Here is a 23685-nt window from a genome sequence, read left to right on the forward strand (position 1 = left end):
GTCGGTTGCGTTCGGGGTCCACAAAGCCCGAAATATCACGAACGCCCTGCCGAAGTCCGCGCAGCCGGGCGCGACGAAGGCCGTGCAGGAGATCTACAACGCCGAGGACCGCACGCACGCCGAGAAGGCCATCGAGGCGTTCGCGAAAACCGACGGCACGAAGTGGCCCAAGGCTGCCGCGAAAATCACCGACGACCGGGACGAGCTGCTCGCGTTCTACGACTTCCCGGCCGAGCACTGGGTCCACTTGCGGACCACGAACCCCATCGAGTCCACATTCTCCACGGTCAAGCTGCGGACCAAGGTCACTCGCGGGGCCGGCAGCCCGGCCGCCGCCCTCGCCATGGCATTCAAGCTGGTCGAGTCCGCCCAGGAACGCTGGCGCGCGATCACCGGCGCCTCCCTCGTCGCCGTGGTCCGCTCCGGGGCCACGTTCGAGAAAGGCTTCCTGGTCGAGCGCGACGAGACCGTCGCAGCCTGATCACACGTCACCGAACCACACCGATTGACAATCGGCTCTCGCCGCCAGCCTTCTTGACTCCCGGCTCCTCCAACGCGGGACATAATCGCCTATGTGGAATCGGCCACGCTCGCGTTCAGCGGCTTCACCAGATCCAGCGCCTGGCCGTCGCCGATCGCGGCCACCTGGTGAATACCTGCCCAATTAGCTAGGTTGCCCTCACCTCGTCCGTTTCTCACAGCCGGGAGTGGCAGCCGTGCGGCAACAGCACATGACCTTCCAGGCGATCGAGGTCGGCGACGGCGGCGACGGGCGGTGGGCCGCCTACGCCCGGGCCCTGTGGCAGGAGATGGAGGGCCTGCTGACCGAGGAGGGCCGGACTTCCCAGGGCGCGGACCGTGTTCGGGCGCTGTTCCGTGCACACATGCCGGAACTGGTCCCGGTGCTGGACCGCCTGGCCGGCCAACTCGACCGGCCCGAGGCGGACGTCTTCCTCACCCACGCGGCACTGCGGCCGTTCTCCCCATCCTGCACCCAGATCGGCCAGAGCGGCACTCTGCTGCGCAACTATGACCTACGGCCCGATCAGTGCGAGGGCACCATCGTCTCCTCCTGCCTCCTGCGCCCCGTGATCGGGATGCAGGACATGCTGTGGGGCTTGCAGGACGGGATGAACGACGCCGGTCTCGCGGTCTCGCTCACCTGGGGCGGACGTTCCGTCTACGGACGCGGCTTCGCCATTCTCATCGTGGTGCGCTACCTGCTGGAGACGTGCGACACCGTCGATGAGGCGGTCGGCAGGCTGCGGTCCCTGCCGGTCGCCGTCCCACAGAACCTCACCCTTGTCGATCCCGCGAAGGCGGTGACGGTGTTCGTGGGGCCGGACATGTCGCCGACGATGGCGCCGGATGCCTGCGCCGCCAATCACCAGCACCTGCCGGTGACCGACGAGCAGGAGCGGGCCTTGCAGACGCAGGAGCGGCTGCGCGCCATTCGCGCCGCCGGCGCAAACGTGGCGGCGATGCAGAAGCCGCCGCTGTATCGATCCGTCGACGAGCAGGGGTCGAGAACCCTCTACACAGCCCGCTACCGGCCCGTCGAGGGCCGTGTGACGTACTACTGGCCCGGTGAGTCCTGGCAGCAGTCCTTCGGTGACTTCGTACCCGGAGCCCGCACCGTGACCTTGGGCCAGGCCAGTTGAAAGGCTTTCCCGACTCCAGCTCACCCCTGCACGAAGATCTTGCAGGATCGTGACGTCACCCGCCGCCGACAGCCCCTCCCTCGGCCGGCCCTGCCACAGCCGCACGGTTGACCGGCAGTTACTCGGCACCGCTCCACAGATCGCACGAGCGCCCCGCCCGATACACCCGACAAGGCGTCTCTCGCCACGTGGTCACCAGTCCACAGGTCTTGACAATTGCTCCCGCGGGCATCTCCCCAGGTCAGAATCCAAACAGCCGCCCAAGGGGCGCCACTCAGGGCCAGAGGTTGAAGAACAAGCTGAGCGACGCCAACCTCGAGAAAGCTCGGGGGTGACCGGGACGGGTACCTACCGGGTACGCGCATCGACGAAGACCCCGACCGCGAACCGTCCCCGATTCCCAGCCCGACGACGTAACGCCACAGCCCGCGATCAGCGGCCGACTCCGGAGCCCGGGAGAAGGCCGGGCCGAAAAGCGCGCGACGGCGTTCCGAGTCGGCCGCTGCCAAGCGCTTCCACCTCCTCCAACCGCTCGGCGTCCCACGGTGGTCTCGTCAGCTTCGGGTCCCGGGTACGCGCGTTCAGGTGACGTCGGTCCCGAAGCGGAGCGGGTCTAGTCGTTGCGGCCGTAGAAGAGCCGCCCGCCCGCCGTGTCCACCAGGTACAGCACGTCCTGCCCGCTCGCGTTGCGGCGGACCGCGAGGCGGTCGACCGGCAGGCCGGGGGCGACGGTCGCGGCGGTCCATGCGCCGCCCGACTCGGTGGCGACGAACGCGTGGTCGGCGCCGGACTCGGTGACGTAGTAGACGCGCTTGCCCTCGTCCGCGTCCCAGGTGATGCCGAGCGCCGCGCGGGTCCCGGATCCGCCGTGCACCATCTGGCGGGCCCATGCGGTGCCTTGGGGGTAGGCGTAGCGGACCTGGAAGGTGCCCCCGTCTGTCGGCCGGTAGCGGTACGCGACCCTGGGCGCCGCGCCGTTGAGGGCGAGCTTCGCGCTCTGCACGGCCGGCCCGGTGTAGGTGTTGTCGCTGCTGTAGACCTCGCCGGCGCCGAGGGGCTGGAGCACGTCGGCGGTGGCGGGGGAGACGGGCGCGGCGACGGCGGCGCCCCGGGAGTCGGTGAACGCGCCGGTGGCCGGGGCGTACTTCAGGTACGACAGCTCGTGCCGGAACGCCGAGGACGGGAAGCGGCTCCACTGGAAGAGCAGGTGTACGTTCCCGGCCGTGTCGAACTGCAGGTCGTCCGGGTAGACGGCGCGGTCCGCTGCGCCGGCGAAGACCGCGGCCCTGCTCCACCGCGACTCGGCGTCGTGCCACCGGTAGAGCCTGCCTGTGCGGCGGTCCGCCTCGTCGATCCGGGCGATCAGCCACACGTCGCCGTCGGGGGCCGTGGCCACCACCGGATACGTGACTCCGGCGCCCTGGTCGGGCAGGTCGGCGGAGTGGTCGACGGGGGCGGAGCCGGTGGTGTCCGAGCGGAAGTACCGCCAGGGGTTGTTGTGCATCGAGGCGAAGACGTGGAACCTGCCGCTGCCGTCCCGGGCGATCGACGGCTGGTTGTGGCCGAGGTCGTCCGTGAACTCGGCCTGTGCGCCGCCCCGCATGACCGGGATGCGGGTCCATTGCCCCGCCGGGTCGCGGCGGGCGATCGCGACCCGGTGTGTGCCCGCGGAGGAGCCCGGCTCGTCGAAGGCGAAGTAGGTGTACTCGCCGGCGCCGCGGTAGGTGGCGACCGGCGTCCACCAGGCGGCCTGGTTGGAGGAGTCCATCGGATACGGCACCAGGACCGGGGCGGTGGGGGCTGCGGGGGCGGCCTGCGGCCGGGCGGCGGGGCCGAGGAGCGCGGCGGCCGGGGCGAGCGCGGCGGCAGTCAGCAGGCGCCGTCGACCCATGATGAATGAGGCATTCATATTGTGGGAGGATCACGCACAGAGCGGATGCCGTCAAGAGTAGGGCCCGGGGGAAGTAAGCCGCCGACCCGCCGCCCTGGCGCCGCCGGGCGTACAGCTCGCCGCCACGACGGCCGTCCATCGGATCACCACAGGAGAAACGGGGCTCGTCGGCGCCGTGAAGCCGGCCGCCGGTGAACCGCGTCCACGCTCTCAGCCCGCTGTCAGCCCGCCTTCTCGAAGCGGAACGAGCACCGCGCGGACACGCGCCGGGCGAGCCGGGCACGGCACCGCAGGGCAGGCACACCACGGGACACGCGCGAGCGGGACCCGGCGGGCTGCCCGCCCGTCGGTGTCAACCGGAACGGGGAATCCCCGCGCGGTGCCTGCCGGTCCGATAAGGAGGGGGCACGGCCCACCTCGACGACCCGCGGAGGATCGATGCGATGCGGCGGGCGGGTGACCTGACACGGGCCTACCTCTCCCAGGGCCGCGCCCGGGTCGCATCCTGCCTCACGGGCCTGGACGCCGACCGGCTCGAACACGTCATGTGTTGGCCGGGGGCCTCGATCACGACAAGCGCTTCGGCGAACTCGGGGAACCGTCCCTGACGGTACGCCAGATCCGCGCGGTGGCCGGCCTGGCACCGGTTGAGACCGAACTCGCTGTGACGACCGCCCTGCACCGCATCACCACAGGAGACAGGGGCTTCCCCCAGGCCCTGGAAGCCCTGGAGATGCGGGACCGCATCCACGCCCTCGCGATCTGGACCGCGGTCATGCTGCAGCGCTACTTCTCGCCGTGAACGCCGGTGCCCGTGGGGTGGTGGCGGGGAGGATACCGGTATGGCAGGTGGGGTGTTCCTCGGTGCGGGCAGCGGGCGGCGCCGGCTGGTGGTCGGCACGTACGTCATGCTCACCGCCTGCGGACTCGCGGCCATGGGCTGGGGTCTGCATCGCGGCACCGATGTGGCGACCGTCAGCAACGTGGCGGGCATCGTGAGTTCGCTCCTGGGCATGCTGGGGGTGCTGGCGGTCTGGGCGCGCCGCCCGGCGGTGGACGCCGCCGTCATCGGTGCCGCCGCCGACAACCTCGCGCTGGTGGTGCTGGCTCAGCACCGGGGGCGCCGCGAGCAGTTGCTCGGCGCGGAGTACCGGGCGATCGACGTCACCTTCCGGTACGTACCGGAGCCGGGCCGCAACGCCGAACACGCGGATGAACGGGGCAGCTTCACCGCCGTCGGCGCGTACTACACACAGCTTCAGCCCCGCCGGCTGGTGATCACCGGGGAGCCCGGGGCGGGCAAGACGCTGCTGGCAGTGGAGCTGGTGGTGCAGTTGCTCGAGGAGCGCCCGAGCGGCGGCGCGGTGCCCTTGGTGTTCTCGCTGCCGGCGTGGGACACCGACAAGCCGCTGACCGACTGGCTGGCCGCAGAGGTCGCGCTCTCCTACGGCCTGCCGCTGACGCTGGCCCGGGCGCTGGTCGAGCACGACCGCATCGTCCCGGTGCTGGACGGCCTGGACGAGATGGACGCCGCCGGCCGGCTGCCCGAGCGCGCGGAGGCGGCGCTCGGGCAGCTCAACCGGTACCACCGCGACCTCGTGCTGACCTGCCGGATCGGCCAGTACGCCGCGCTGCGGGGCAGGCGGCGCCGGTTGTGGGACTGTGCCGTGGTCGACCTCGACGTCGTCTCGGCGGCGCAGGTCCACGACTATCTGTCCGGCCGCTCCCCCGACCGTGAGCGCTGGCGGGCGGTCCTGGAAGACATCCGGCAGCGCGGCGACGGCGCGCTGGCCGTCACGCTCACCACTCCCTGGCTGCTGGCGCTGGCGTCGTCGGTGGCGCTGGCCGAGGAGAGCCCGGCGATATTGGAGCGGTTCGTCGGCGTCGCCGCGGAGCCCACCGGCGCCCGGGAGCTCCAGCAGACGCTGGTGCGGCAGTGCATCCCGGCGCTGACGGCGCTGCATCCCTCCACCACCGGGCGGCCCGCGGCCGCTCCGGGCCCCGCGGTCCCCGGCTCCGGTCCCGCTGTCTCCGGTGGCCTTGCCGGCCGCGGCCGCAGGGCCGGCCGCCGCTACGACAGCGCGGCCGTGGAGTCCTGGTGCGCGCATCTGGCTCGCTTCTTGCGGGACACCGGCGGGCGCAGCCTGGCGGGCCGGGTCATGTCCGGCACCGACATGGTCCCCCACTACCTCTGGCCCATCTCCGGATTGCGCGCGCCGCGGTTGGTCACCGCGGCGGTGACGGTGGCGCTGTGGGTCCCCCTGCTGGTCACCGGGAGCTTGTTGGTGGCACGCCAGGGCCACTTCCCGCATCCGGGGACCGCCGGAGTGCTGCTGGTCTGCACCGTTCCGGTGCTCTCCGTCTGGGGCGCGCTGAGCCACTGGCTGGTGCCCCGGCGGATCTTCTTCGACCGGCTGCTGACCCCGGGCGGCGCGCTCCGCTTCGGCCTGGGCCTCTTCCTGGGGTGCGTGCTCGGTCTGAACGCCGCCCTGGCGTTCGCGCCGGGTTTCGGGCTGCTGTTCTGCGCCGGCTTCTGCGGCGTGTTCGCCCTCGGCCTGGCCACGGCCGTGCGCTGGGACATCCACCTGCCGGCCGCGCTGGTCGGCGCCGGGCTCAGCGCGATCGGGCTGTGCGCCGCCGCGGGCGCCGTCAGCACGCAGCTCGGCGTCTCCGGCGCACTGGTCAGCGGGCTCGGCACCGGCTGCGTGGCGCTGTACGTCGCGGTCAAGGCCGGTGTGGCCGGCGCCCGCCGGTACGGCGGGGGGCTACCCGACGTCGCGGCCGAGGCGTTCTCCCCGCACGCCGCGCTGCGCTACGACATCGCCGCAGGTCTTATCGCCGGCACGGTCACGGCGACGGTGGCGTTCTTCGTCGGCTGGCAGGCCGCATGGGTGGCCGCCCCGCCGCCACTGGCCGCCGTGCTGGCGCTGACCGCCTTCTTGGCCGCGGGCCCAGGCTTCGTATCCGAAACCTCGCGCCGCTACCTGGCCATGCTGCTGACCACCCGCGGGCGGCTGCCCTGGCGGCTCGGACGCTTCCTCGCCTGGGCCCACGCCGCGGGCATCCTGCGCACCGCTTCGACCGCGTACCAGTTCCGCCATCATCAACTCCAGCAGTGGCTGGCACGCTGAACAGGCGGGGGTAGGGCCGGGCACGATCACCTCCTTGCGCGGGGCCCGGCCGGCCTGCGGGCCCGGGGCGATGCCGTGCAGCGTCTTCGGCGCCTGATCAGGGGAGTCGCCGCGGCGCCACAAGCGCAGCATGCTCACACCTCCGCGCGCCTGTTGCTCGCGCTTGGCGGCCTCGGACACGAACTGAACGCCGCGGGTGCGCCCCGCCGGCGACCTGGGCGCGGTGGGCCGGAGGGGTGGCCGGCCAGGTGGTGGGGTACGGGGGCCGGTGCGGCGATGAGTTTCGCGCCCCGCGCGAGTCACGATCAGTGGAGGCAGAAACGCCACGGAAGGACTCGCCATGACCAACGCAAGCCCCGACGTACCGGCCGCCCACCCGGACCTCGGCCCGCAGACCGCAGTCGTCGCCCGGCTCGCCGCCGGTGTCCCTGAGGACCGGCTGGAGGACCCCACGCCGTGCGAGGGCATGGCCGTACGCCACCTGCTGGGCCACCTGGTCGGCCTCACGGCCGCGTTCCGCGACGCGGGCCGCAAGGACCTCGGCCCCACCACCGGCACCGACCCGAGCTCCGCACCGCGCCCCGACATCGGCCCCGGCTGGCGCGAGGAGCTGGCGCGACAACTGCCCGAGCTCGCCCAGGCGTGGCACGACCCGGCGGCCTGGGAGGGCGACACCCAGGCCGGCGGCGTCACGTTCCCGGCCGCGGAGGCCGGCCGGGTCGCCCTCAACGAGCTGGTCCTGCACGGCTGGGACCTCGCCCGCGCCACCGGCCGACGTTACGAGCCGGACGAGGAAGCACTGCGTGTCTCGTACGAGCTCGGGCTGGCCACGCCCGACGGGCCCGCGCGAGAGGGGATGTTCGGGCCGATCGTCGCGGTGCCGCAGGACGCACCGCTGCTGGACCAGGTGGTGGGGCTCAGCGGACGCGACCCCGGCTGGACACCGCCCGGACACTGACGCCCGTCCATCGAGGGCGGTCCCGCCGCAGCGTAGCCGGGAGCGAAGGCCGAGGTCCATCAGACCTCGGCCTGAAGCTGACTTACCAGCCCGAAGGGCAACTGGTGCGGGTTGAGGCCGAGTTCGACCCGCACAGGGTGGGGACAAGGTCTGTGTCCAGGGGGGGACTTGAACCCCCACGCCCTAATACGGGCACTAGCACCTCAAGCTAGCGCGTCTGCCATTCCGCCACCTGGACCGGTGGGCGCCGCGCGGGCGTGGCCCGCCGCGACGCGGTACACCCTAGCAAACCCGCGGGCTCTCGCGATCACCCCGCGGGTTGGGTCGGGGGGTCCGGCGGGGCAGGATGGGGCGTGGACCCCGAACGTGCCAGGGAGGCATCGTGAGCCAGCCGGAGAACCCCCGTGGCGGCACCGTCGAGCGCGCGGAGGGCGAGGTCGTCGACCTCTGCCGCGAGCTGATCCGGATAGACACCAGCAACTACGGCGACCACTCCGGGCCGGGGGAGCGGGTGGCCGCCGAGTACGTGGCGGAGAAGCTGGCCGAGGTGGGGCTGGAGCCGGAGATCTTCGAGTCGCACCCCGGGCGGGCCTCGACCGTGGCGCGGATCGAGGGCGAGGACCCCTCGCGGCCCGCGCTGCTCATCCACGGGCACCTCGACGTCGTGCCGGCCAACGCCGCCGACTGGACCCACGACCCCTTCTCCGGCGAGGTCGCCGACGGCTGCGTCTGGGGGCGCGGGGCGGTGGACATGAAGGACATGGACGCCATGACCCTCGCCGTCGTACGCGAGCGGCTGCGCACCGGGCGCAAGCCCCCGCGCGACGTCGTGCTGGCCTTCCTCGCCGACGAGGAGGCCGGCGGGCTCTACGGGGCCCGGCACCTCGTGGACACGAAGCCTGAGCTGTTCGAGGGCGTGACCGAGGCCATCGGCGAGGTCGGCGGGTTCTCCTTCACCGTGAACGAGGACGTGCGGCTGTATCTCATCGAGACCGCGCAGAAGGGCATGCACTGGATGCGGCTGACGGTCGACGGGACCGCCGGCCACGGCTCGATGACCAACCGTGACAACGCCATCACCGAGCTGTCCGAGGCCGTGGCCCGGCTGGGGCGGCACGAGTTCCCCGTGCGGCTGACCAAGTCCGTACGCGGCTTCCTCGACGAGCTCGGCGACGCCCTCGGCGTCGAGCTGGACCCCGAGGACATGGACGCCACCCTCGCCCGGCTCGGCGGCATTGCGAAGATCATCGGCGCCACGCTGCGCAACACCGCCAACCCCACCATGCTCGGCTCCGGTTACAAGGTGAACGTCATCCCCGGGCAGGCCACGGCGCACGTCGACGGCCGCTTCCTGCCGGGGCACGAGGAGGAGTTCCTCGCCGACCTCGACCGCATCCTCGGCCCGCGCGTCAGGCGCGAGGACGTGCACGCTGACAAGGCGCTGGAGACCACCTTCGACGGGGCGCTGGTCGAGGCCATGGCGACGGCGCTGAAGGCGGAGGACCCGATCGCCCGCGCCGTGCCCTACTGCCTCTCCGGCGGCACCGACGCCAAGTCCTTCGACGACCTCGGCATCCGCTGCTTCGGCTTCGCGCCGTTGCAGTTGCCGCCGGAGCTGGACTTCGCCGGAATGTTCCACGGCGTCGACGAGCGGGTACCGGTCGCGGGGCTGCAGTTCGGTGTCCGGGTACTCGACCGGTTCCTGGATGCCTGCTGACCTGGGGTTTCTCCCTGACGTAGGCGCGGTCGCCGGCGCGTGGCGCACGCCGTCGAATCGACCGCTTGTGCCAAACGGCCTGAATCGGGTGAATGGCACGATAAGTGCGTAGCTCGACACCTACCTCGTCGTTGCATTGGATGCGGTCCGCTGCTGGGGCCGCACCGTCGATGAGGAGGAAGAATGATCAAGAAGGTTGTCGCTGTGGCGGCCGCCACGGGCGGCCTCGTGCTCGCGGGCGCCGGCGTCGCCGCCGCCGACGCGGGCGCTCAGGGCGCTGCCCTGCAGTCCCCGGGCGTGCTGTCCGGCAACGTCGTGCAGGCCCCGATTCACGTCCCCGTGAACGTCTGCGGCAACACCGTGAACATCATCGGTCTGCTGAACCCGGCGTTCGGCAACACCTGCGTCAACAAGTGACGTCGAACCTCCCTTGAGGGGGTGAACCGGACGGCCCCGGAGCGCGCAGCAGCGCTCCGGGGCCGGACGGGCTTTTTGGACGAGCAGGGCGGGGACGGCCCGCCTGCTCGCGTACCCAGAGCTCAGAAGGCAGGAAAAGACCCATGCGACATGTCGCAAGGAAGGGCTTGTTCAGCATCGCCGCCGCGGGCGGCATGCTGGTCGCCGCAGGCGCCGCCGCCCAGGCGGACGCGGGCGCCGAGGGCGTCGCGCAGAACTCACCCGGCATCGGCTCAGGCAACACGGTGCAGGTGCCGGTCAACGCTCCGGTGAACGCGTGCGGCAACTCGGTGAACGCCGGCGGGCTGCTCAACCCCGCGTTCGGCAACACCTGCGTCAACGACGGCGGCGGCACGAAGAGCGCCGGCGGCCAGACCGGCGTCCGGAGCGGCCAGACCGGCAGCCAGGGCGGCCAGACCGGCAGCCAGGGCGGCCAGACCGGCAGCCAGGGCGGCCAGAACGGCACCCAGAGCGGTCAGGCCGACACCCAGAGCGGTCCGACCCGTGGCAACACCACAGGCGGCGGCGCCCATGCCCAGGGCCTGTCGTCGCAGTCCCCGGGTGTGCTCTCCGGCAACACGGTGCAGGTGCCCGTGGACGTACCGGTGAACGCGTGCGGGAACTCCGCCAACCTCATCGGCCTCGGCAACGCCGTCTTCGGCAACGAGTGCGCCAACGGCGCCATCCCGAAGCCGCCCAGGCACGAGGCGCCGCCGGAGGAGCCTGACCGGCCCGACGTGGCGGACACCCCCGAGCGGTCCGACACCCCGGACCGGCCCGAGGAGCGGCGTACCCCGCCGAAGCACGAGACGCACGTCGCCCCCGTCCCCGCGGAAAAGCTCGCGGAGACCGGCTCCGAGATCCCGCTGGGGGCCATCGTCCCGATCAGCGGCGGCCTGCTGCTGGGCGGCGCGGTCCTCTACCGCCGCGCCCGCGCTTCCGCGGCCTGATCAAGTAGCCGACGGCAGGGGCGGGTCCGGCGAGCCGGACCCGCCCCTCCGCCGTGTCCGCCCACGTCGGGCACCCTCCGGCGCCGCCCCCTTGGGCGCGTAGAAGCCGCAGGTCAGCGGCGTGTCCCCGCGGTGGTCACGCGTCAACGGGGCTCACCACGTCGCCCGCACCTGCCTGATGATCCGGCGCCTCAGCCGCGCCCTGCGGCTGCCGTCGGGATACAGCCGCAGCCGGTGCAACTCCCAGTGCCCGTACTCGGCTTGGTCGGTGAAGAGCCTGGCCGCGGCGGCCCGGGAGACTCCCCGCGGCACATAGACATCACGAAACTCGTATTCCGGCATCGCATCCATTGTGCGGAAAGTGCCTCGCTCCGGATAGCGTCTGCACTATGTCTGATGCTGCGCAGCCTACGGCTGCCGAGGTACGCGCCGCCGCGTCGGCGCTGAAAGCCGCGATCGACCGCCACCTCGAAGCGGTCGAGCGCCGGTCGGGCGAGGAGGGCTCCGCCGTCTATGCCGCCTTCGAGGAGCTGGCAGCGGCAGCCGAGGCGTACGACGAGGTGTTGTACGAGGTCCACGACGAAGTGACCCCCTTCGAAATCCCCAGCAGCGACACGCTGCCCGCCTACACCGGGCCCGACGAGCCGGGGGCGCTCAGCGTCCTCATCCGCCGGGACTACACCGTGGCGGAGCCGCACCGGCTGCTGGCTCAGGCGCAGCGCATCGCCGACCTCGACCCGGACGTCGCGGGCGTGGACGACGCCGACGACCGGGAGGCCGTGGGCAGCAGCCTGACGGCGGCGGTCGGGGTGCTCTTCGGCGAGTTCGAACCCGACGAGATCGCCTCGCGGCACCGGGAGTTCGGCCTCTCCGAGGGCGACTCCGCGGTGTGGGTGGCGGCGGCGGAGGAGCCGGCGGAGCCGGGGGAGTGGCTGTCGGCGCCGTTCGACCAGGTCGACCCCGAGCTGGTCATCTGCCGCTTCGACGTCAGTGCGTCGTTCGAGGACGAGCTGGACTTCGACGCGGACGACGAGGCGGACCTCGAGGACGAGGACGCGGACGCCGAGGGCAGGGAGGACGGCCGGGCGGTCGACGCGCTCGACGACCTGGACGACGGCGACGACGAGCTGGAGCGGGTGGACACCGGCCGCTGAGCGTGGTCGCAGCGGGGGCCCGGCGCGCAGGCGCCGGGCCCCTTCGTGCCCGTACAGGGCGGCCGGGGCCGGGCCTCGCGGTCAGGCTTGCGCCTGGGCGGCGAGCAGGCCCCGTAGCCGTGTCGTACGCGGCGGGGCCGGCACCTCCGCGAGGCGCCGGGCCAGCACGGGGCCCGCGCCGTGCACGACGGACAGGTGCCGCTCGCCGCGGCCGAACGCCGTGTACGCCCACGCCCGGCTCAGCGCCGCCTCCGCGTCCCCGGGCACGACGACCACCGCGGCCGGCCAGCGCCGCCCCGCCGCCTGGTGCGCGGTCAGCGCCCACCCGTGCCGCACGGCCTCGCCCACCCGGTCCGGCCGGACGACGACGGCGGTGCCGCCGCAGTCGAGGTGCAGCCCCGCGTCGTCACCGGAGGTGACCAGGCCGGGCACGGCGGTGCCGGGGGCGGGGACGTAGACGACGCGATCGCCCGCGTCGAAGCCGCCGAACGCGCCGGGGCCGGGGTTCAGCCGCTCCTTCAGCGCCGCGTTCAGCACCCGGGTGCCGGCGGCGCCGCCGTGCCCCACGGCGATCACCTGCGTGTCCGCGGCGGGCACCCCGAGAGCGCGCGGCACGGAGTCCGCGACGAGCTGCACCGTGCGGTGGACCGCCTCGCCGGGGTCCTGCACCGGGACGATCACCACCTCCTTGCCGGGCGCCGCCACGGCCTGAAGCTCGCCGACGCCGATGCCGGAGACAAGCTCGCCGATCGGGCCGGGATCGGGGGTACGGGACGTCACCCGCGGGCAGACCCGGGCGGCGGCGACGTCGGCGAAGACCCGGCCGGGGCCGGCGGACTCCAGCAGCCCGGGGTCGCCGCTGAGGACCAGCCGGGCACCGTCGGGCAGCGCCTCGACGAGGGCCGCGGCGGCCTCGGCGTCGAGCTGCGGCGCGTCCAGCACGGCCAGCACGTCGATGCCGAGCACCCCGTCCGCGTCGCGCCCGGGGCCCTCCCGCCCGGAGAGCAGCCCGCGCACGGTCACGGCTCCGCCGGCGGCCGGGTCGGTTCCGGGTGCGGAGCCGCCCGGTACGGCTGCGTCCGCCGGCCCGCCCGCCGACTCCGGCCCGCCAGCCGCCGCGGCGAGCAGGGCGGCCAGGCGGGTGCGGCCGTCGTCGGTGTGGGTGGCCGCGTACGCGCGCAGCCCCAGGGCGCGGGCCGCGGCGACCAGGGCCGCGGGCTCCGCCCGGGCGGCTTCGCCGCCGGTGTGCACCACGAGCCCGCTCCCCGCGACGGCGCGGATCAGCTCGGCGGCCGAGGGCGACGAGGCGGCGCCGGCCGCAGCCTCCCACGCACCCGCCCCCGCGGTTCGGACGGCCGTGTCCGTGTCCCGTGGGCCGGGTGGGCCGGACGGGGGGCCGGCCGGCGCTGTCTGCGCGTCCGTCGCGGCTCCGCCGGCCGCAGGGTCGGCCGCCCCGCCGTCGTCGTCGGCCGAACCCGCCGGAGGCGGCGTGCACGTGCTCATGAGGCGGGACAGGCCGTCCGCCAGGCTCTCCTCCGCCATCGCGTAGCGCTCCAGGCCGAGGAGCAGCCGTACGGGGATCTCCTCCTCGCCCTCCTCGCCGCCCTCCGGGGCGCTCTGCGCCGCGGGCGGATCCTCCCGCTCCTCGAAGGCCAGTACGCCGCCCGTCGCCGCCGCCTCGCGCAGCGCCTCCCCGGCTTCCGGCACCCCGTACCCCGCCAGCGCCTCGGCCAGCGCCGGGAACTCCAGCGCGGTGTGCCCCCTGAGGGCCGCCTGCGTCAGCAGCCAGCCCACCAGCGCCTCCACCCGGCGGCCGTCGCCCGGCTCGGCGGACTCCAGCAGCCCGCGGGCGAACTCGTCGGCCTGCGAGGGCCGTACGCCCGGCACCGCGAGCAACTGCCAGGGGTCCGTACGCAACAACTCCGCCGCGCCCTCGCCGAAGTGCGCCGCGGCGCGGGCGCCCGGCTCCTCGGGGACGCCCGCGCCGGCGAGCAACTGCCGCACGGCGGCCACCGCCTCCGCGCTCGGCTCCGGCGCACGCACGGGCTGCCCCTGCTCGGGCCCGGCTCCGACACCGGCTTCGGCACCGGCACCGGCTTCGGCACCGACACCGGCTCCGGCCTCGACCCCGGCGGCCGGCCCGGCCGCCGGTGCCGCGCTCCGCGCGGGCCGGGGCGCCGGTGCCCGCGCCGGGGCGGGGAAGAACGCGGCGGCGGCGCGCTCGCCCCGCTCCACGGCCCGTACGGCGGCCAGCAGCTCCGCCGCCTTGCCGGTCAGTGCCGCGCCGCTCTCGACGGCCACCGCCGCCCGCCGCGCGCGCTCCTCGCCGCCGCCGTCGGCGCTCTCGCCGGTGCCATCGGCCGGTGCATCGTCGCCAGTCCCGCCAGTCCCGCCAGTCCCGCCAGTCCCGCCGGGCTCCGCGCTCGCGCCGGATCCCGCGCCCTCGCCACCGCCACCGGGCCCCGCATCCCCGCCGGTCCCGACGCCCGCCCCGGTGCCGTCCTCCGCGGCCTCCGGCCCCGTGCCGCCCCCCGCCGCCGCTTCGGCGGCCCCCGCGGGCCCCGCGGCCTCCCGTGCGTCGTTCACAGCGTGCTCCAGTCCTGATCGGGATAGCGGTGCACCGGCGCCGACACGTCGTCCAGCGCCCGGCAGATCTCGTCAGGAAGCGTAAGACCCTCCACCGACAACGCCGCCGTCAACTGCTCGGCGTTGCGCGCCCCCACCAGCGGCGCCGCCACCCCCGGCCGGTCCCGTACCCACGCCAGCGACACCTCCAGCGGCGTCACCGCCAGCCCGTCCGCCGCCGTGGTCACCGCGTCGACCACCCGGCTCGCCTCCTCATCCAGGTACGGCGCGACGAACGGCGCCAGGTGCTCCGAGGCGCCGCGCGAGCCCGGGGGCGTGGCGTCGCGGTACTTGCCGGTCAGGACGCCGCGGCCGAGCGGCGACGACGGCAGCAGGCCCACGCCCAGGTCCAGCGCCGCCGGCAGCACCTCCCGCTCCACCCCGCGCTGCAGCAGCGAGTACTCCATCTGCGTCGACGCCAGCCGGGTCCGCCCGCCCACCGCGCCCCCGCCGCCGCCCGCGACGCCGGCGAGTTGCCAGGTCGCGGCCTTGGCGAGCTGCCAGCCGCTGAAGTTGCTGACACCCGCGTAGCGCGCCCGGCCGCTCGCTATGGCGGTGTCGAGGGCCTGGAGGGTCTCGTCCATGGGCGTGTACGGGTCGAAGGCGTGCACCTGCCAGAGGTCGACGTAGTCGGTGCCCAGCCGCTCCAGCGAGGCGTCGAGCGCGCCGAGCAGGTGCCGCCGGGAGGTGTCGAAGCGGCGCTCGGGGTCGGGCACGCTGCCCGCCTTCGTGGCGACGACGATCTCCCGCCGCGGTACGAGGTTCCCCAGCAGGCGCCCCAGCAGATACTCCGCCCCGCCGTCCGCGTACACGTCGGCGGTGTCGACGAGCGTCCCGCCGGCCTCCCAGAACGTCTTCAGCAGGCCGGCCGCCTCGGGCTCTCCGGTGTCCCGCCCCCAGGTGAGGGTGCCCAGTCCCAAGCGGGAGACGCGAAGGCCGGTGCGGCCGAGTTGCCTGTGCTCCATGGGCGTTGAGATTACTGGGGACGGCGCACTGCGCGGCGGGGACGGTCACGCTAGAGTCGCACAGATATATTACCCACCGGTACGAAACCTCGGCGCGAGGCGCCGGAGAGCAGGAGGCCCGCATGCGGCTCGGGATCAACCTCGGCTACTGGGGCGCCGGCATGGACGCCGACAACCTCGCCGTCGCCCAGGAGGCCGACCGCCTCGGCTACGACGTGTGCTGGGCGGCGGAGGCGTACGGTTCCGACGCCGCCACCGTGCTCACGTGGGTCGCGGCCAAGACCGAGCGCATCGACGTCGGCTCCGCGATCTTCCAGATCCCCGCCCGCGCCCCCGCCATGACCGCGATGACCGCCGCCACCCTCGACTCCCTCACCGAGGGCCGCTTCCGCCTCGGCATCGGCGTCTCCGGCCCGCAGGTCTCCGAGGGCTGGTACGGGGTGCGGTTCGGCAAGCCGCTCGCGCGCACCCGCGAGTACGTGGAGATCGTGCGCAGGGCGCTGTCGCGTGAGCGGCTGTCGTACGCGGGCGAGCACTGGACGCTGCCCCTTCCCGACGGTCCCGGCAAGCCCATCAAGCTGACCGTGCACCCCGTGCGCGAGCACATCCCCGTCTACATCGCCGCCATCGGCCCGAAGAACCTGGAGCAGACCGGCGAGATCGCCGAGGGCGCCCTGCTCATCTTCTACTCGCCGGAGCACGCCGAGGAGACCACCCTGCGCCACCTGCGCGCCGGGCGCGCGAAGGCCGGCAAGGACATGGCGGGCTTCGACATCGTCCCCACCGTCCCGCTGGCGCTGGGAGACGACGTGTCCGCGCTCGCGGACGTCTTCCGCCCGTACACCGCCCTCTACGTCGGCGGCATGGGCAGCGCCGAGCAGAACTTCTACAACCGGCTCGCCGGACGCATGGGGTACGAGCGCGAGGCCGCCGAGATCCAGTCCGCGTACCTCGCCGGCGACAAGGCCGCCGCGGCCGCCGCCGTGCCGCAGGAGCTGATCGACTCCACCACGCTGCTCGGCCCGGTGGAGCGGATCGCGGACCGGATGCGGGCGTACGCGGAGGCGGGCGTGACGTCCCTGTCGCTGGCGCCCTCCGGATTCACCCGGGAGGAGCGCATCGCCGGCGTGCGCGCGGGAGCGGAGGCGCTGGACCGCGCCGGCCTCGCCTGACCCCGCAGCTCCAGAGCCCCCGGGCCCGAGCGGCGCCGCGGCCGTGGTGGGGGCTCGGGGTCCTCCCCGCCACGGCCGTCCCCCACCCAACGCGCCATCCGCCGATCGGTTACGGGATCGCCCGCATGGCGGATGGTGCGCACCGCGGTGTTGCGTCGAACGCATCTCCGTCATTCACTCGGATACGGGTGTATTCGGGCGGAGAGAGGCGGCGGTGACATGCTTTCGGCCAAGGACCTGTACCAGGAGATCCTGGACAACGACGAGACGTTCCGGCTGTTCTGCTCCATCGCCGCCGCCGGGGAGGCCCAGGGCGGCTGGGAGAACGCCCGGATCTCCGTCCTCGTCCCCGACTCGTACCGGGAGCTCGCCCCCAAGGTGGCCAGGCACGGCGCCGACGAGGACAAGCACGGCCGCATCTTCCACGCCCTCATGAAGAAGCGCGGCGTGGAGCCGGTGGACGTGCCCGGCGAGACGGACTACACGATGCTGCTGGAGGGCATCGGCATCGGCCTCGCCCACGACCAACTGCGCCGCGACCGGCAGCTCACCGAGGCCGACATCATCACGTACCTCGCGCACAGCCGGGTCACCGAGCAGCGGGCGTCGGACCAGATGCGGATGCTCCTCAAGTACTTCGGCGACCACCCGGACATCGGCCGCGCGGTGCGGATGATCTCCCACGACGAGGACAACCACCTCGCCTACTGCCACGAGGAGCTGCTCGGCATGGCCGCGCGGGGCCACGGCCGGCGCGTACAGGCCGCGCTGCGCGAGGCGGCCCTCGCGGAGATCCGCGTGTACCGGGACGTGAGCCACGCGGTGATGGCCCACATGGGGCGGATCCTGAAGTGGTCGCGGGCCAGGCGTGCGCTGCTGTCCGCGGGCATCCAGGCGGTGTACGCGTACGAACGCGCCGGCGGCTGGCGGCGGATGGTCTCGCTGCGGATGCCGGAGCGCCGCGACGCCCTCGGCGGCCCGCCGCCGCGCACCGCGACCGAGTTCGCCTGACGCGAACGGCACGCACACGGCACACACAGGGCACACACACGGCAGCTCCGGCCGTCAGCGCCCGTCGCTGCCCAGCCAGCCGCGCCGGCGGAAGAACATGTACAGCCACAGCACCACCGACGCCATCAGCAGCAGCACCGCCGGATACCCCAGCGTCCAGTGCAGCTCCGGCATGTGGTCGAAGTTCATGCCGTAGATGCTGCCGATCACGGTCGGCGCCGCGGCCATGGCGGCGTACGCGGAGATCTTGCGCATGTCGTCGTTCTGCTGCACCCCCACCCGTGCCAGGTGGGCGGAGAGGATGTCGGACAGCAGCCGGTCGATGGTCTCCCCGTGCTCGTTGACGCGCGCGAGATGGTCGCCGACGTCGCGGAAGAACGGCCGCGCCCCCTCGCCCACGAAGGGCAGCCCGGTCCCCGACAGCCGCGCGATCGGGTCGGTCAGCGGGCCGGTGACGCGGCGGAACTCCAGCGCCTGCCGCTTGAAGTCGTAGATGCGCGCGGCGGACCTGCGGGTGTCCGCACCGCCGGGCTGGAAGACGTCGGCCTCCAGCTCCTCCAGGTCGGTGTGGAAGTCGTCGGCGACGTCGAGGTAGTTGTCGACGACGGCGTCGCACACCGCGTACACCACCGCCGTCGGACCGTGCGCCAGCACGTCCGGCTGCTGCTCCAGCCGGGCCCGCACGCCGCCGAGCGGGTTCGCCTCGCCGTGCCGCACGGTGACCACGAAGGAGTCGCCGACGAAGACGTTGATCTCGCTGACGGTGATGGTGTCGGTGCGGTCGTCGTAGAGCACGGGCTTGAGCACGAGGAACAGCGCCGCGTCATAGACCTCCAGCTTCGGCCGCTGGTGCGCGGTGACCGCGTCCTCCGCCGCGAGCGGGTGCAGGCCCAGACCGTGGGTGACGGCGTCGAACTCCCCGCGCGAGGGTTCGAAGAGCCCGATCCAGCAGAAGGCGTCCTCCTCGGCGCGCGCCCGCGTGAGCAGGGCCTGGACGTCCGCGTGTGCGGCCACCCGCCGGCCGTGCCGGTAGAGCGCGCAGTCGACGATCACCTCGTCATTCTTTCCCGAACCCTGCCGGCTGTCTCGCAGGACGTACGCTGGCTGGCATGCCCACCCTCCTCCTGCTCCGGCACGCCCGGTCCACGGCCAACGTGGACGGCGTGCTCGCCGGCCGCAGCCCGGGCGTCGGGCTGGACGAGCGCGGCACCGAGCAGGCCGTCGCGCTGCCCGCGCGGCTGGCCGCTCTGGCGCCCGCCGCCGTGGTCACCAGCCCGCTCGAACGCTGCCGCGAGACGCTGAAGCCGCTGCTGGCCGCCCGCCCGGAGCTGCCGGTGCACGTCGACGAGCGGCTGAACGAGTGCGACTACGGGGACTGGACCGGCAGCAAGCTCGCCGAGCTGGCGCAGGACCCCCTGATGGACACCGTGCAGCAGCATCCCTCGGCGGCCGGGTTCCCCGGCGGCGAGACGATGCGCGCGATGCAGGCGCGCGCCGTCGAGGCGGTCCGGGACTGGAACGCCACCGTGACCGACGAGCACGGCCCGGAGGCGCTGTACGTGATGTGCAGCCACGGTGACGTCATCAAGTCCGTGGTGGCGGACGCCCTCGGGATGCACCTCGACCTCTTCCAGCGCATCGCCGTCGGCCCCGCCTCCGTGACCGCGATCCGGTACACCCCGCTGCGCCCCTTCGTGCTGCGCCTCGGCGACACCGGCGGCCTCGACGGCCTCGCGCCGCCGCCCCCGGCGGAACCGGGCGCGGAAGCGGAAGCGGCGCAGGAGAGCGCGCGGGGGAGCGCGGCGGACGCGTCCGCCGCGGAGGTGGGCGGCGGTGCCGGAGCCGGTTGATCCCCGATGATCAGCTCGCGCAGTAGGGTGGTCGGATCGGTCCCGCAGCGGATCCCGTTCAGGAGTCGAGCAATCGGAGCAGCACGTGCCGCGTGAGGTTTACTTCTACGACCCGCCGGACCGCTTCGTGGCCGGCACGGTCGGGCTGCCGGGGCGCCGCACCTTCTTCCTGCAGGCGTCCAAGTCCGGCCGCACCACCAGTGTGGCGCTGGAGAAGGCGCAGGTGGCCGCGCTGGCCCAGCGGATCGACGAGCTTCTCGACGAGGTGGTACGGCGCAGCGGCGGCACCAGCGACGTGCCTGCCGTCGCCCCCGCCGAGCTGTCCGACACCGCGCCCCTGGACGCCCCCATCGAGGAGGAGTTCCGGGTCGGCACGATGGCGCTGGCGTGGGACGCGGAGAGCGAGCGCATGGTCGTCGAGGCGCAGGCCCTGGTCGAGTTGGACGCCGACTCCGACGAGGACCTGGCGGCGGCCGAGGAGGCGCTGCTGCAGGACGACGAGAACGGCCCCCCGATGCTGCGCGTACGCCTCACCGGGCAGATGGCGCGCGCCTTCGCCAAGCGGGCCAACGACGTGGTGAACGCCGGCCGGCCGCCCTGCCCGCTGTGCAGCCTGCCGCTCGACCCGGAGGGACACGTATGTCCGCGCCAGAACGGATACCGCCGGGGAGAGTGAGCCCGCTCGCCCTGGCGCCCGACGAGGCCCGCACGCTGCTCACCGGCGGCGAGCTGACCGTCGCCGGGCGCATCCGCGGCGCGTCGAACGCGGTCCTGTTCTGCACCGTCGCCCACGACGGGCGCACGGCGGAGTGCGTGTACAAGCCGGTCGCGGGGGAGCGGCCGCTGTGGGACTTCCCGGACGGCACGCTGGCGCAGCGCGAGGTCGCGGCGTACGAGGTCTCGGAGGCCACCGGCTGGGGTCTGGTGCCGGCGACGGTGCTGCGGGACGGGCCGTTCGGCGAGGGCATGTGCCAGCTCTGGATCCCGTCCCCGGACGCGGAGGACGAAACCGGCCGGGCGGCGTCCGCCGGCGCCGACCTGCTCGCCCTCGTCGAGGGCGACGAGCCGGGACCCGGCTGGAAGGCCGTCGGCCTCGCCGAGACCGGCGAGGGCCGCCCCGCGCTGCTCGTGCACGCCGACGACGTACGGCTGCGCCGCCTCGCCGTCCTCGACGCCGTGATCAACAACGGCGACCGCAAGGGCGGCCACCTCCTGCCCGCCGCCGGCGGCAGGCTCTACGCCATCGATCACGGCGTGACGTTCCACACCGACGACAAGCTCCGCACGCTGCTGTGGGGGTGGGCCGGCGAGCCGCTGCCCGCCGAGGCCGTCACCGTGCTGCGCCGGCTCGCGGACGGCCTCGCCGCGGACGGGCCGCTGGCCGCCCGGCTGGCGCCGCTGATCACCCCGGCGGAGGTGGCCGCGCTGCGCGCCCGTACCGTCGCGCTGCTGGCCTCGGGACGGCACCCCGAGCCCGGCGGCGCGTGGCCGGCCATCCCCTGGCCGCCGGTCTGAGTCCGCCCGGACGGCATTCGCGTACCGCCCGGGCACCCGGCGGGGCCGCCCACGTCGCCGCCCCCGGTCATATTCCGTGCGAACCCTCCCACCCCTGTCCGAAACCGCGGCCTCGCGTCGCCCCGGTCGTTTCACCAGGCAACCGGCGGTTACGCTCGTGACATGCATGCCTGGCCTGCTCCCGAGGTCCCGGTGCTCCCCGGCACCGGCCGCGACCTCCGCCTCCACGACACCGCGACCGGAGGGCTCGTCACCCTCGATCCCGGCCCGGAGGCCCGCATCTACGTCTGCGGCATCACCCCCTACGACGCCACCCACATGGGGCACGCGGCCACCTACACCGCGTTCGACCTCGTGCAGCGCGTCTGGCTGGACAACAAGCGGCAGGTCCATTACGTGCAGAACGTCACCGACGTCGACGACCCGCTGCTCGTCCGGGCCGCCGAGACGGGCGAGGAGTGGACCGCGCTCGCCGACCGCGAGACGGACCTGTACCGCGACGACATGACGGCCCTGCGGAACCTGCCGCCCCGCGAGTTCGTCGGCGCGGTGGAGGCGATACCGGGCATCGTGCCCCTGGTGGAGCGGCTGCGCGACGCCGGCGCGGCGTACGAGCTCGACGGCGACGTCTACTTCTCGGTCGAGTGCGACCCCCGCTTCGGCACCGTCTCCGGGCTCGGCGCCGCGACCATGCGCGAGCTGTCCGCCGAGCGCGGCGGCGACCCGGGCCGCGCCGGCAAGAAGAACCCGCTCGACCCGCTGCTGTGGAGCGCCGCCCGCGAGGGCGAGCCGAGCTGGGACGGCGGCTCCCTCGGCCGCGGCCGGCCCGGCTGGCACATCGAGTGCGTCGCCATCTCGCTGGACCACCTCGGCATGAGCTTCGACGTCCAGGGCGGCGGCAGCGACCTGATCTTCCCGCACCACGAGATGGGCGCGTCCCACGCGCAGGTGCTGACCGGCGAGTTCCCCTTCGCCAAGACGTACGTGCACTCCGGGCTCGTCGCCCTCGACGGCGAGAAGATGTCGAAGTCCAGGGGCAACCTGGTCTTCGTCTCCCAGTTGCGCCGCGACGGCGTCGACCCCGTGGCCGTACGGCTCGCGCTGCTCGACCACCACTACCGCGAGGACTGGGAGTGGACCGCCTCCGGGCTGGAGCGGGCAGAGCGGCGGCTGGCGCAGTGGCGCGACGCCGTCTCCCGGCCGGAGGGGCCGCCCGCGGAGGGGCTCGTGGAGGAGATCCGGGCCGCGCTGGCGGAGGACCTGGACTCGCCGGCGGCGCTGGCCGCCGTGGACCGCTGGGCGGCGCTGCAGCGCGCCGGGGGCGGTACGGACACGGGGGCGCCCGGGGTGGTCTCGCGGGCGGTGGACGCGCTGCTGGGCGTGGCCCTGTAGCGGGGCGGGCGGCGCGGCGTCAGTCCTTGTCGCCGGTCCCGCCGTCGCCGCCGGGGCGGGGCTCGTCGCCGTCGCCGTGGGTGTCGGCGACGTCGGTCTCGGAGTCCCCGGCGGCTCCGGTGGCCTCGCCCTTGTCGCCGGTCTCGCCGCTCTCGCCGTTCTCGTCGGCGTGGCCGTCGTCCTCCGGCTCCGCGGCGCCCTCCGCCGCGGACGTGCCGTCGTCCTCGTCCTCGCCGCCGTCCTCGCCGCCGTCGTCCTCGCCGCGCTCGCCGGGCGCCCGCGGCTCCTCCCGCCCCGTGAGGTCCGCGAGGGGCTGCGGTCCTGAGAGGTCGCGCAGGTAAGGTCCCGCGCCCGGGTCGCGGCGGCGCAGATAGCGCTCGAACTCGCGCGCGATCGCCTCGCCCGACGCCTCCGGCAGCTCCGCCGTGTCGCGGGCCTCCTCCAGCGTCTGCACGTACTCCGCGACCTCGCTGTCCTCCGCGGCCAACTGGTCCACGCCCGTCTGCCAGGCCCGCGCGTCCTCGGGCAGCTCGCCGAGCGGGATGCGCACGCCGATCAGGTCGTCGAGCCGGTTGAGCAGCGCCAGGGTGGCCTTCGGGTTCGGCGGCTGGGAGACGTAGTGCGGCACGGCGGCCCACAGGCTGGCGGTCGGCACGCCCGCGTGGGTGCACGCCTCCTGGAGGATGCCGACGATCCCCGTCGGGCCCTCGTAGCGGGTCTCCTCCAGGTCCATCGACTCGGCCAGCTCGGGATCGGAGGTCACCCCGGTCACCGGCACGGGCCGGGTGTGGGGGGTGTCGCCGAGGAGCGCGCCGAGGAGGACGACCAGCTCGACGCCCAACTCGTGGGCGAAGCCCAGGATCTCGTTGCAGAAGGAGCGCCAGCGCATGCTGGGCTCGATGCCGCGGACGAGGACGAGGTCCCGCGGGTGGCCCTTGCCGTCGGCGTCCGCGATCCGCACCGCGGACAACTGCGTGGTGGGCCAGGTGACCTTCCGTACGCCGCCGTGCAGGGTGACGGTGGGCCGGTTGACCTGGAAGTCGTAGTAGTCCTCGGCGTCCAGCGACGCGAAGACGTCGCCCTTCCACTCCCGGTCGAGGTGGCCCACCGCGGAGGAGGCGGCGTCACCGGCGTCGTTCCAGCCCTCGAAGGCGCAGATCATCACCGGATCGACCAGTTCGGGCAGCCCCTCCAGCTCGATCACCCAGCGCCTCCTTCCGGCGGTAACGGCCCCTGT

At 73.8% G+C, this 23685-nt stretch carries 20 protein-coding genes, 1 tRNA gene and 1 pseudogene; 15 read left to right on the forward strand and 7 right to left on the reverse strand.

Annotated features, from left to right (window positions below):
* Positions 1–19: 19 nt before the first annotated feature.
* A pseudogene (locus O7599_RS33055) lies at positions 20–481 on the forward strand (transposase); the annotation flags it as partial.
* Between the two features lie 250 nt (positions 482–731).
* Entirely contained in the window at positions 732–1661 is a 930-nt protein-coding gene (locus O7599_RS33060; protein ID WP_281619277.1) for a C45 family peptidase, read from the forward strand.
* A 613-nt stretch (positions 1662–2274) separates the two neighbouring features.
* Here O7599_RS33060 and O7599_RS33065 read toward each other — a convergent pair.
* Positions 2275–3552, reverse strand: coding sequence for a BNR-4 repeat-containing protein (locus tag O7599_RS33065; RefSeq protein WP_281619278.1), 1278 nt, complete (start codon positions 3550–3552; stop codon positions 2275–2277).
* Between the two features lie 550 nt (positions 3553–4102).
* Here O7599_RS33065 and O7599_RS33070 point away from each other — a divergent pair.
* The 3 genes from O7599_RS33070 (at position 4103) to O7599_RS33080 (ending at position 7641) form a co-directional block, all read left to right on the forward strand.
* Complete coding sequence (locus tag O7599_RS33070; RefSeq protein ID WP_281619279.1) at positions 4103–4354, forward strand: hypothetical protein; 252 nt, start codon at positions 4103–4105, stop codon at positions 4352–4354.
* 40 nt (positions 4355–4394) lie between these two features.
* Positions 4395–6683, forward strand: coding sequence for an NACHT domain-containing protein (locus O7599_RS33075; RefSeq protein WP_281619280.1), 2289 nt, complete (start codon positions 4395–4397; stop codon positions 6681–6683).
* 340 nt (positions 6684–7023) lie between these two features.
* Complete coding sequence (locus O7599_RS33080; RefSeq protein WP_281619281.1) at positions 7024–7641, forward strand: TIGR03086 family metal-binding protein; 618 nt, start codon at positions 7024–7026, stop codon at positions 7639–7641.
* A gap of 153 nt (positions 7642–7794) precedes the next feature.
* Here O7599_RS33080 and O7599_RS33085 read toward each other — a convergent pair.
* Positions 7795–7879 (reverse strand) — tRNA-Leu (locus tag O7599_RS33085).
* A 144-nt stretch (positions 7880–8023) separates the two neighbouring features.
* Between O7599_RS33085 and O7599_RS33090 the strand changes: the two genes are divergently transcribed.
* The 3 genes from O7599_RS33090 (at position 8024) to O7599_RS33100 (ending at position 10764) form a co-directional block, all read left to right on the forward strand.
* Entirely contained in the window at positions 8024–9358 is a 1335-nt protein-coding gene (locus O7599_RS33090) for a M20/M25/M40 family metallo-hydrolase (protein WP_281619282.1), read from the forward strand.
* 183 nt (positions 9359–9541) lie between these two features.
* Entirely contained in the window at positions 9542–9775 is a 234-nt protein-coding gene (locus O7599_RS33095; RefSeq protein WP_281619283.1) for a chaplin, read from the forward strand.
* A gap of 143 nt (positions 9776–9918) precedes the next feature.
* Positions 9919–10764, forward strand: coding sequence for a chaplin (locus tag O7599_RS33100; protein ID WP_281619284.1), 846 nt, complete (start codon positions 9919–9921; stop codon positions 10762–10764).
* A gap of 153 nt (positions 10765–10917) precedes the next feature.
* Here the strand turns inward: O7599_RS33100 and O7599_RS33105 are convergent, their stop codons facing one another.
* Positions 10918–11106, reverse strand: coding sequence for a DUF5703 family protein (locus tag O7599_RS33105; protein WP_281619285.1), 189 nt, complete (start codon positions 11104–11106; stop codon positions 10918–10920).
* A gap of 47 nt (positions 11107–11153) precedes the next feature.
* Here O7599_RS33105 and O7599_RS33110 point away from each other — a divergent pair, with 47 nt between their 5' ends.
* Positions 11154–11918, forward strand: coding sequence for a hypothetical protein (locus O7599_RS33110; RefSeq protein ID WP_281619286.1), 765 nt, complete (start codon positions 11154–11156; stop codon positions 11916–11918).
* Positions 11919–11999: 81 nt separating this feature from the next.
* On the opposite strand, the gene O7599_RS33115 is transcribed toward O7599_RS33110, so the two are convergent.
* Together O7599_RS33115 and O7599_RS33120 are read right to left on the reverse strand one after the other, a co-directional pair.
* Positions 12000–14504 carry a helix-hairpin-helix domain-containing protein gene (locus O7599_RS33115; protein WP_281619287.1) on the reverse strand — a complete coding sequence of 835 codons (2505 nt, stop codon included), beginning with the start codon at positions 14502–14504 and terminating at the stop codon, positions 12000–12002.
* Positions 14501–15508, reverse strand: a complete 1008-nt coding sequence (locus O7599_RS33120) for an aldo/keto reductase (RefSeq protein ID WP_281619288.1) — start codon at positions 15506–15508, stop codon at positions 14501–14503. The genes O7599_RS33115 and O7599_RS33120 overlap by 4 nt, the downstream gene beginning before the upstream one ends.
* 122 nt (positions 15509–15630) lie before the next feature.
* Between O7599_RS33120 and O7599_RS33125 the strand changes: the two genes are divergently transcribed.
* Positions 15631–16680 (forward strand): LLM class F420-dependent oxidoreductase, encoded by a 1050-nt coding sequence (locus O7599_RS33125; RefSeq protein ID WP_281619289.1) that lies wholly within the window; start codon positions 15631–15633, stop codon positions 16678–16680.
* Between the two features lie 219 nt (positions 16681–16899).
* Positions 16900–17691, forward strand: a complete 792-nt coding sequence (locus O7599_RS33130) for a ferritin-like domain-containing protein (RefSeq protein ID WP_281619290.1) — start codon at positions 16900–16902, stop codon at positions 17689–17691.
* 54 nt (positions 17692–17745) lie between these two features.
* On the opposite strand, the gene corA is transcribed toward O7599_RS33130, so the two are convergent.
* Positions 17746–18744 carry a magnesium/cobalt transporter CorA gene (gene corA, locus O7599_RS33135; RefSeq protein ID WP_281619291.1) on the reverse strand — a complete coding sequence of 333 codons (999 nt, stop codon included), beginning with the start codon at positions 18742–18744 and terminating at the stop codon, positions 17746–17748.
* Positions 18745–18800: 56 nt separating this feature from the next.
* Between corA and O7599_RS33140 the strand changes: the two genes are divergently transcribed.
* From O7599_RS33140 to mshC, 4 genes are all read left to right on the forward strand, one after another.
* Positions 18801–19541 carry a histidine phosphatase family protein gene (locus tag O7599_RS33140; protein WP_281619292.1) on the forward strand — a complete coding sequence of 247 codons (741 nt, stop codon included), beginning with the start codon at positions 18801–18803 and terminating at the stop codon, positions 19539–19541.
* 85 nt (positions 19542–19626) lie between these two features.
* Positions 19627–20217 (forward strand): DUF3090 domain-containing protein, encoded by a 591-nt coding sequence (locus O7599_RS33145; RefSeq protein WP_281619293.1) that lies wholly within the window; start codon positions 19627–19629, stop codon positions 20215–20217.
* Positions 20181–21056 carry an SCO1664 family protein gene (locus O7599_RS33150; RefSeq protein WP_281619294.1) on the forward strand — a complete coding sequence of 292 codons (876 nt, stop codon included), beginning with the start codon at positions 20181–20183 and terminating at the stop codon, positions 21054–21056. The genes O7599_RS33145 and O7599_RS33150 overlap by 37 nt, the downstream gene beginning before the upstream one ends.
* A gap of 162 nt (positions 21057–21218) precedes the next feature.
* Positions 21219–22448 carry a cysteine--1-D-myo-inosityl 2-amino-2-deoxy-alpha-D-glucopyranoside ligase gene (mshC, locus tag O7599_RS33155; protein WP_281619295.1) on the forward strand — a complete coding sequence of 410 codons (1230 nt, stop codon included), beginning with the start codon at positions 21219–21221 and terminating at the stop codon, positions 22446–22448.
* Positions 22449–22467: 19 nt separating this feature from the next.
* Here the strand turns inward: mshC and O7599_RS33160 are convergent, their stop codons facing one another.
* Positions 22468–23652, reverse strand: a complete 1185-nt coding sequence (locus O7599_RS33160; RefSeq protein WP_281619296.1) for a PAC2 family protein — start codon at positions 23650–23652, stop codon at positions 22468–22470.
* Between the last annotated feature and the right edge of the window lie 33 nt (positions 23653–23685).

The sequence above is a fragment of the Streptomyces sp. WMMC500 genome (assembly GCF_027497195.1).
In the GTDB taxonomy this organism is placed as follows: Bacteria; Actinomycetota; Actinomycetes; order Streptomycetales; family Streptomycetaceae; genus Streptomyces.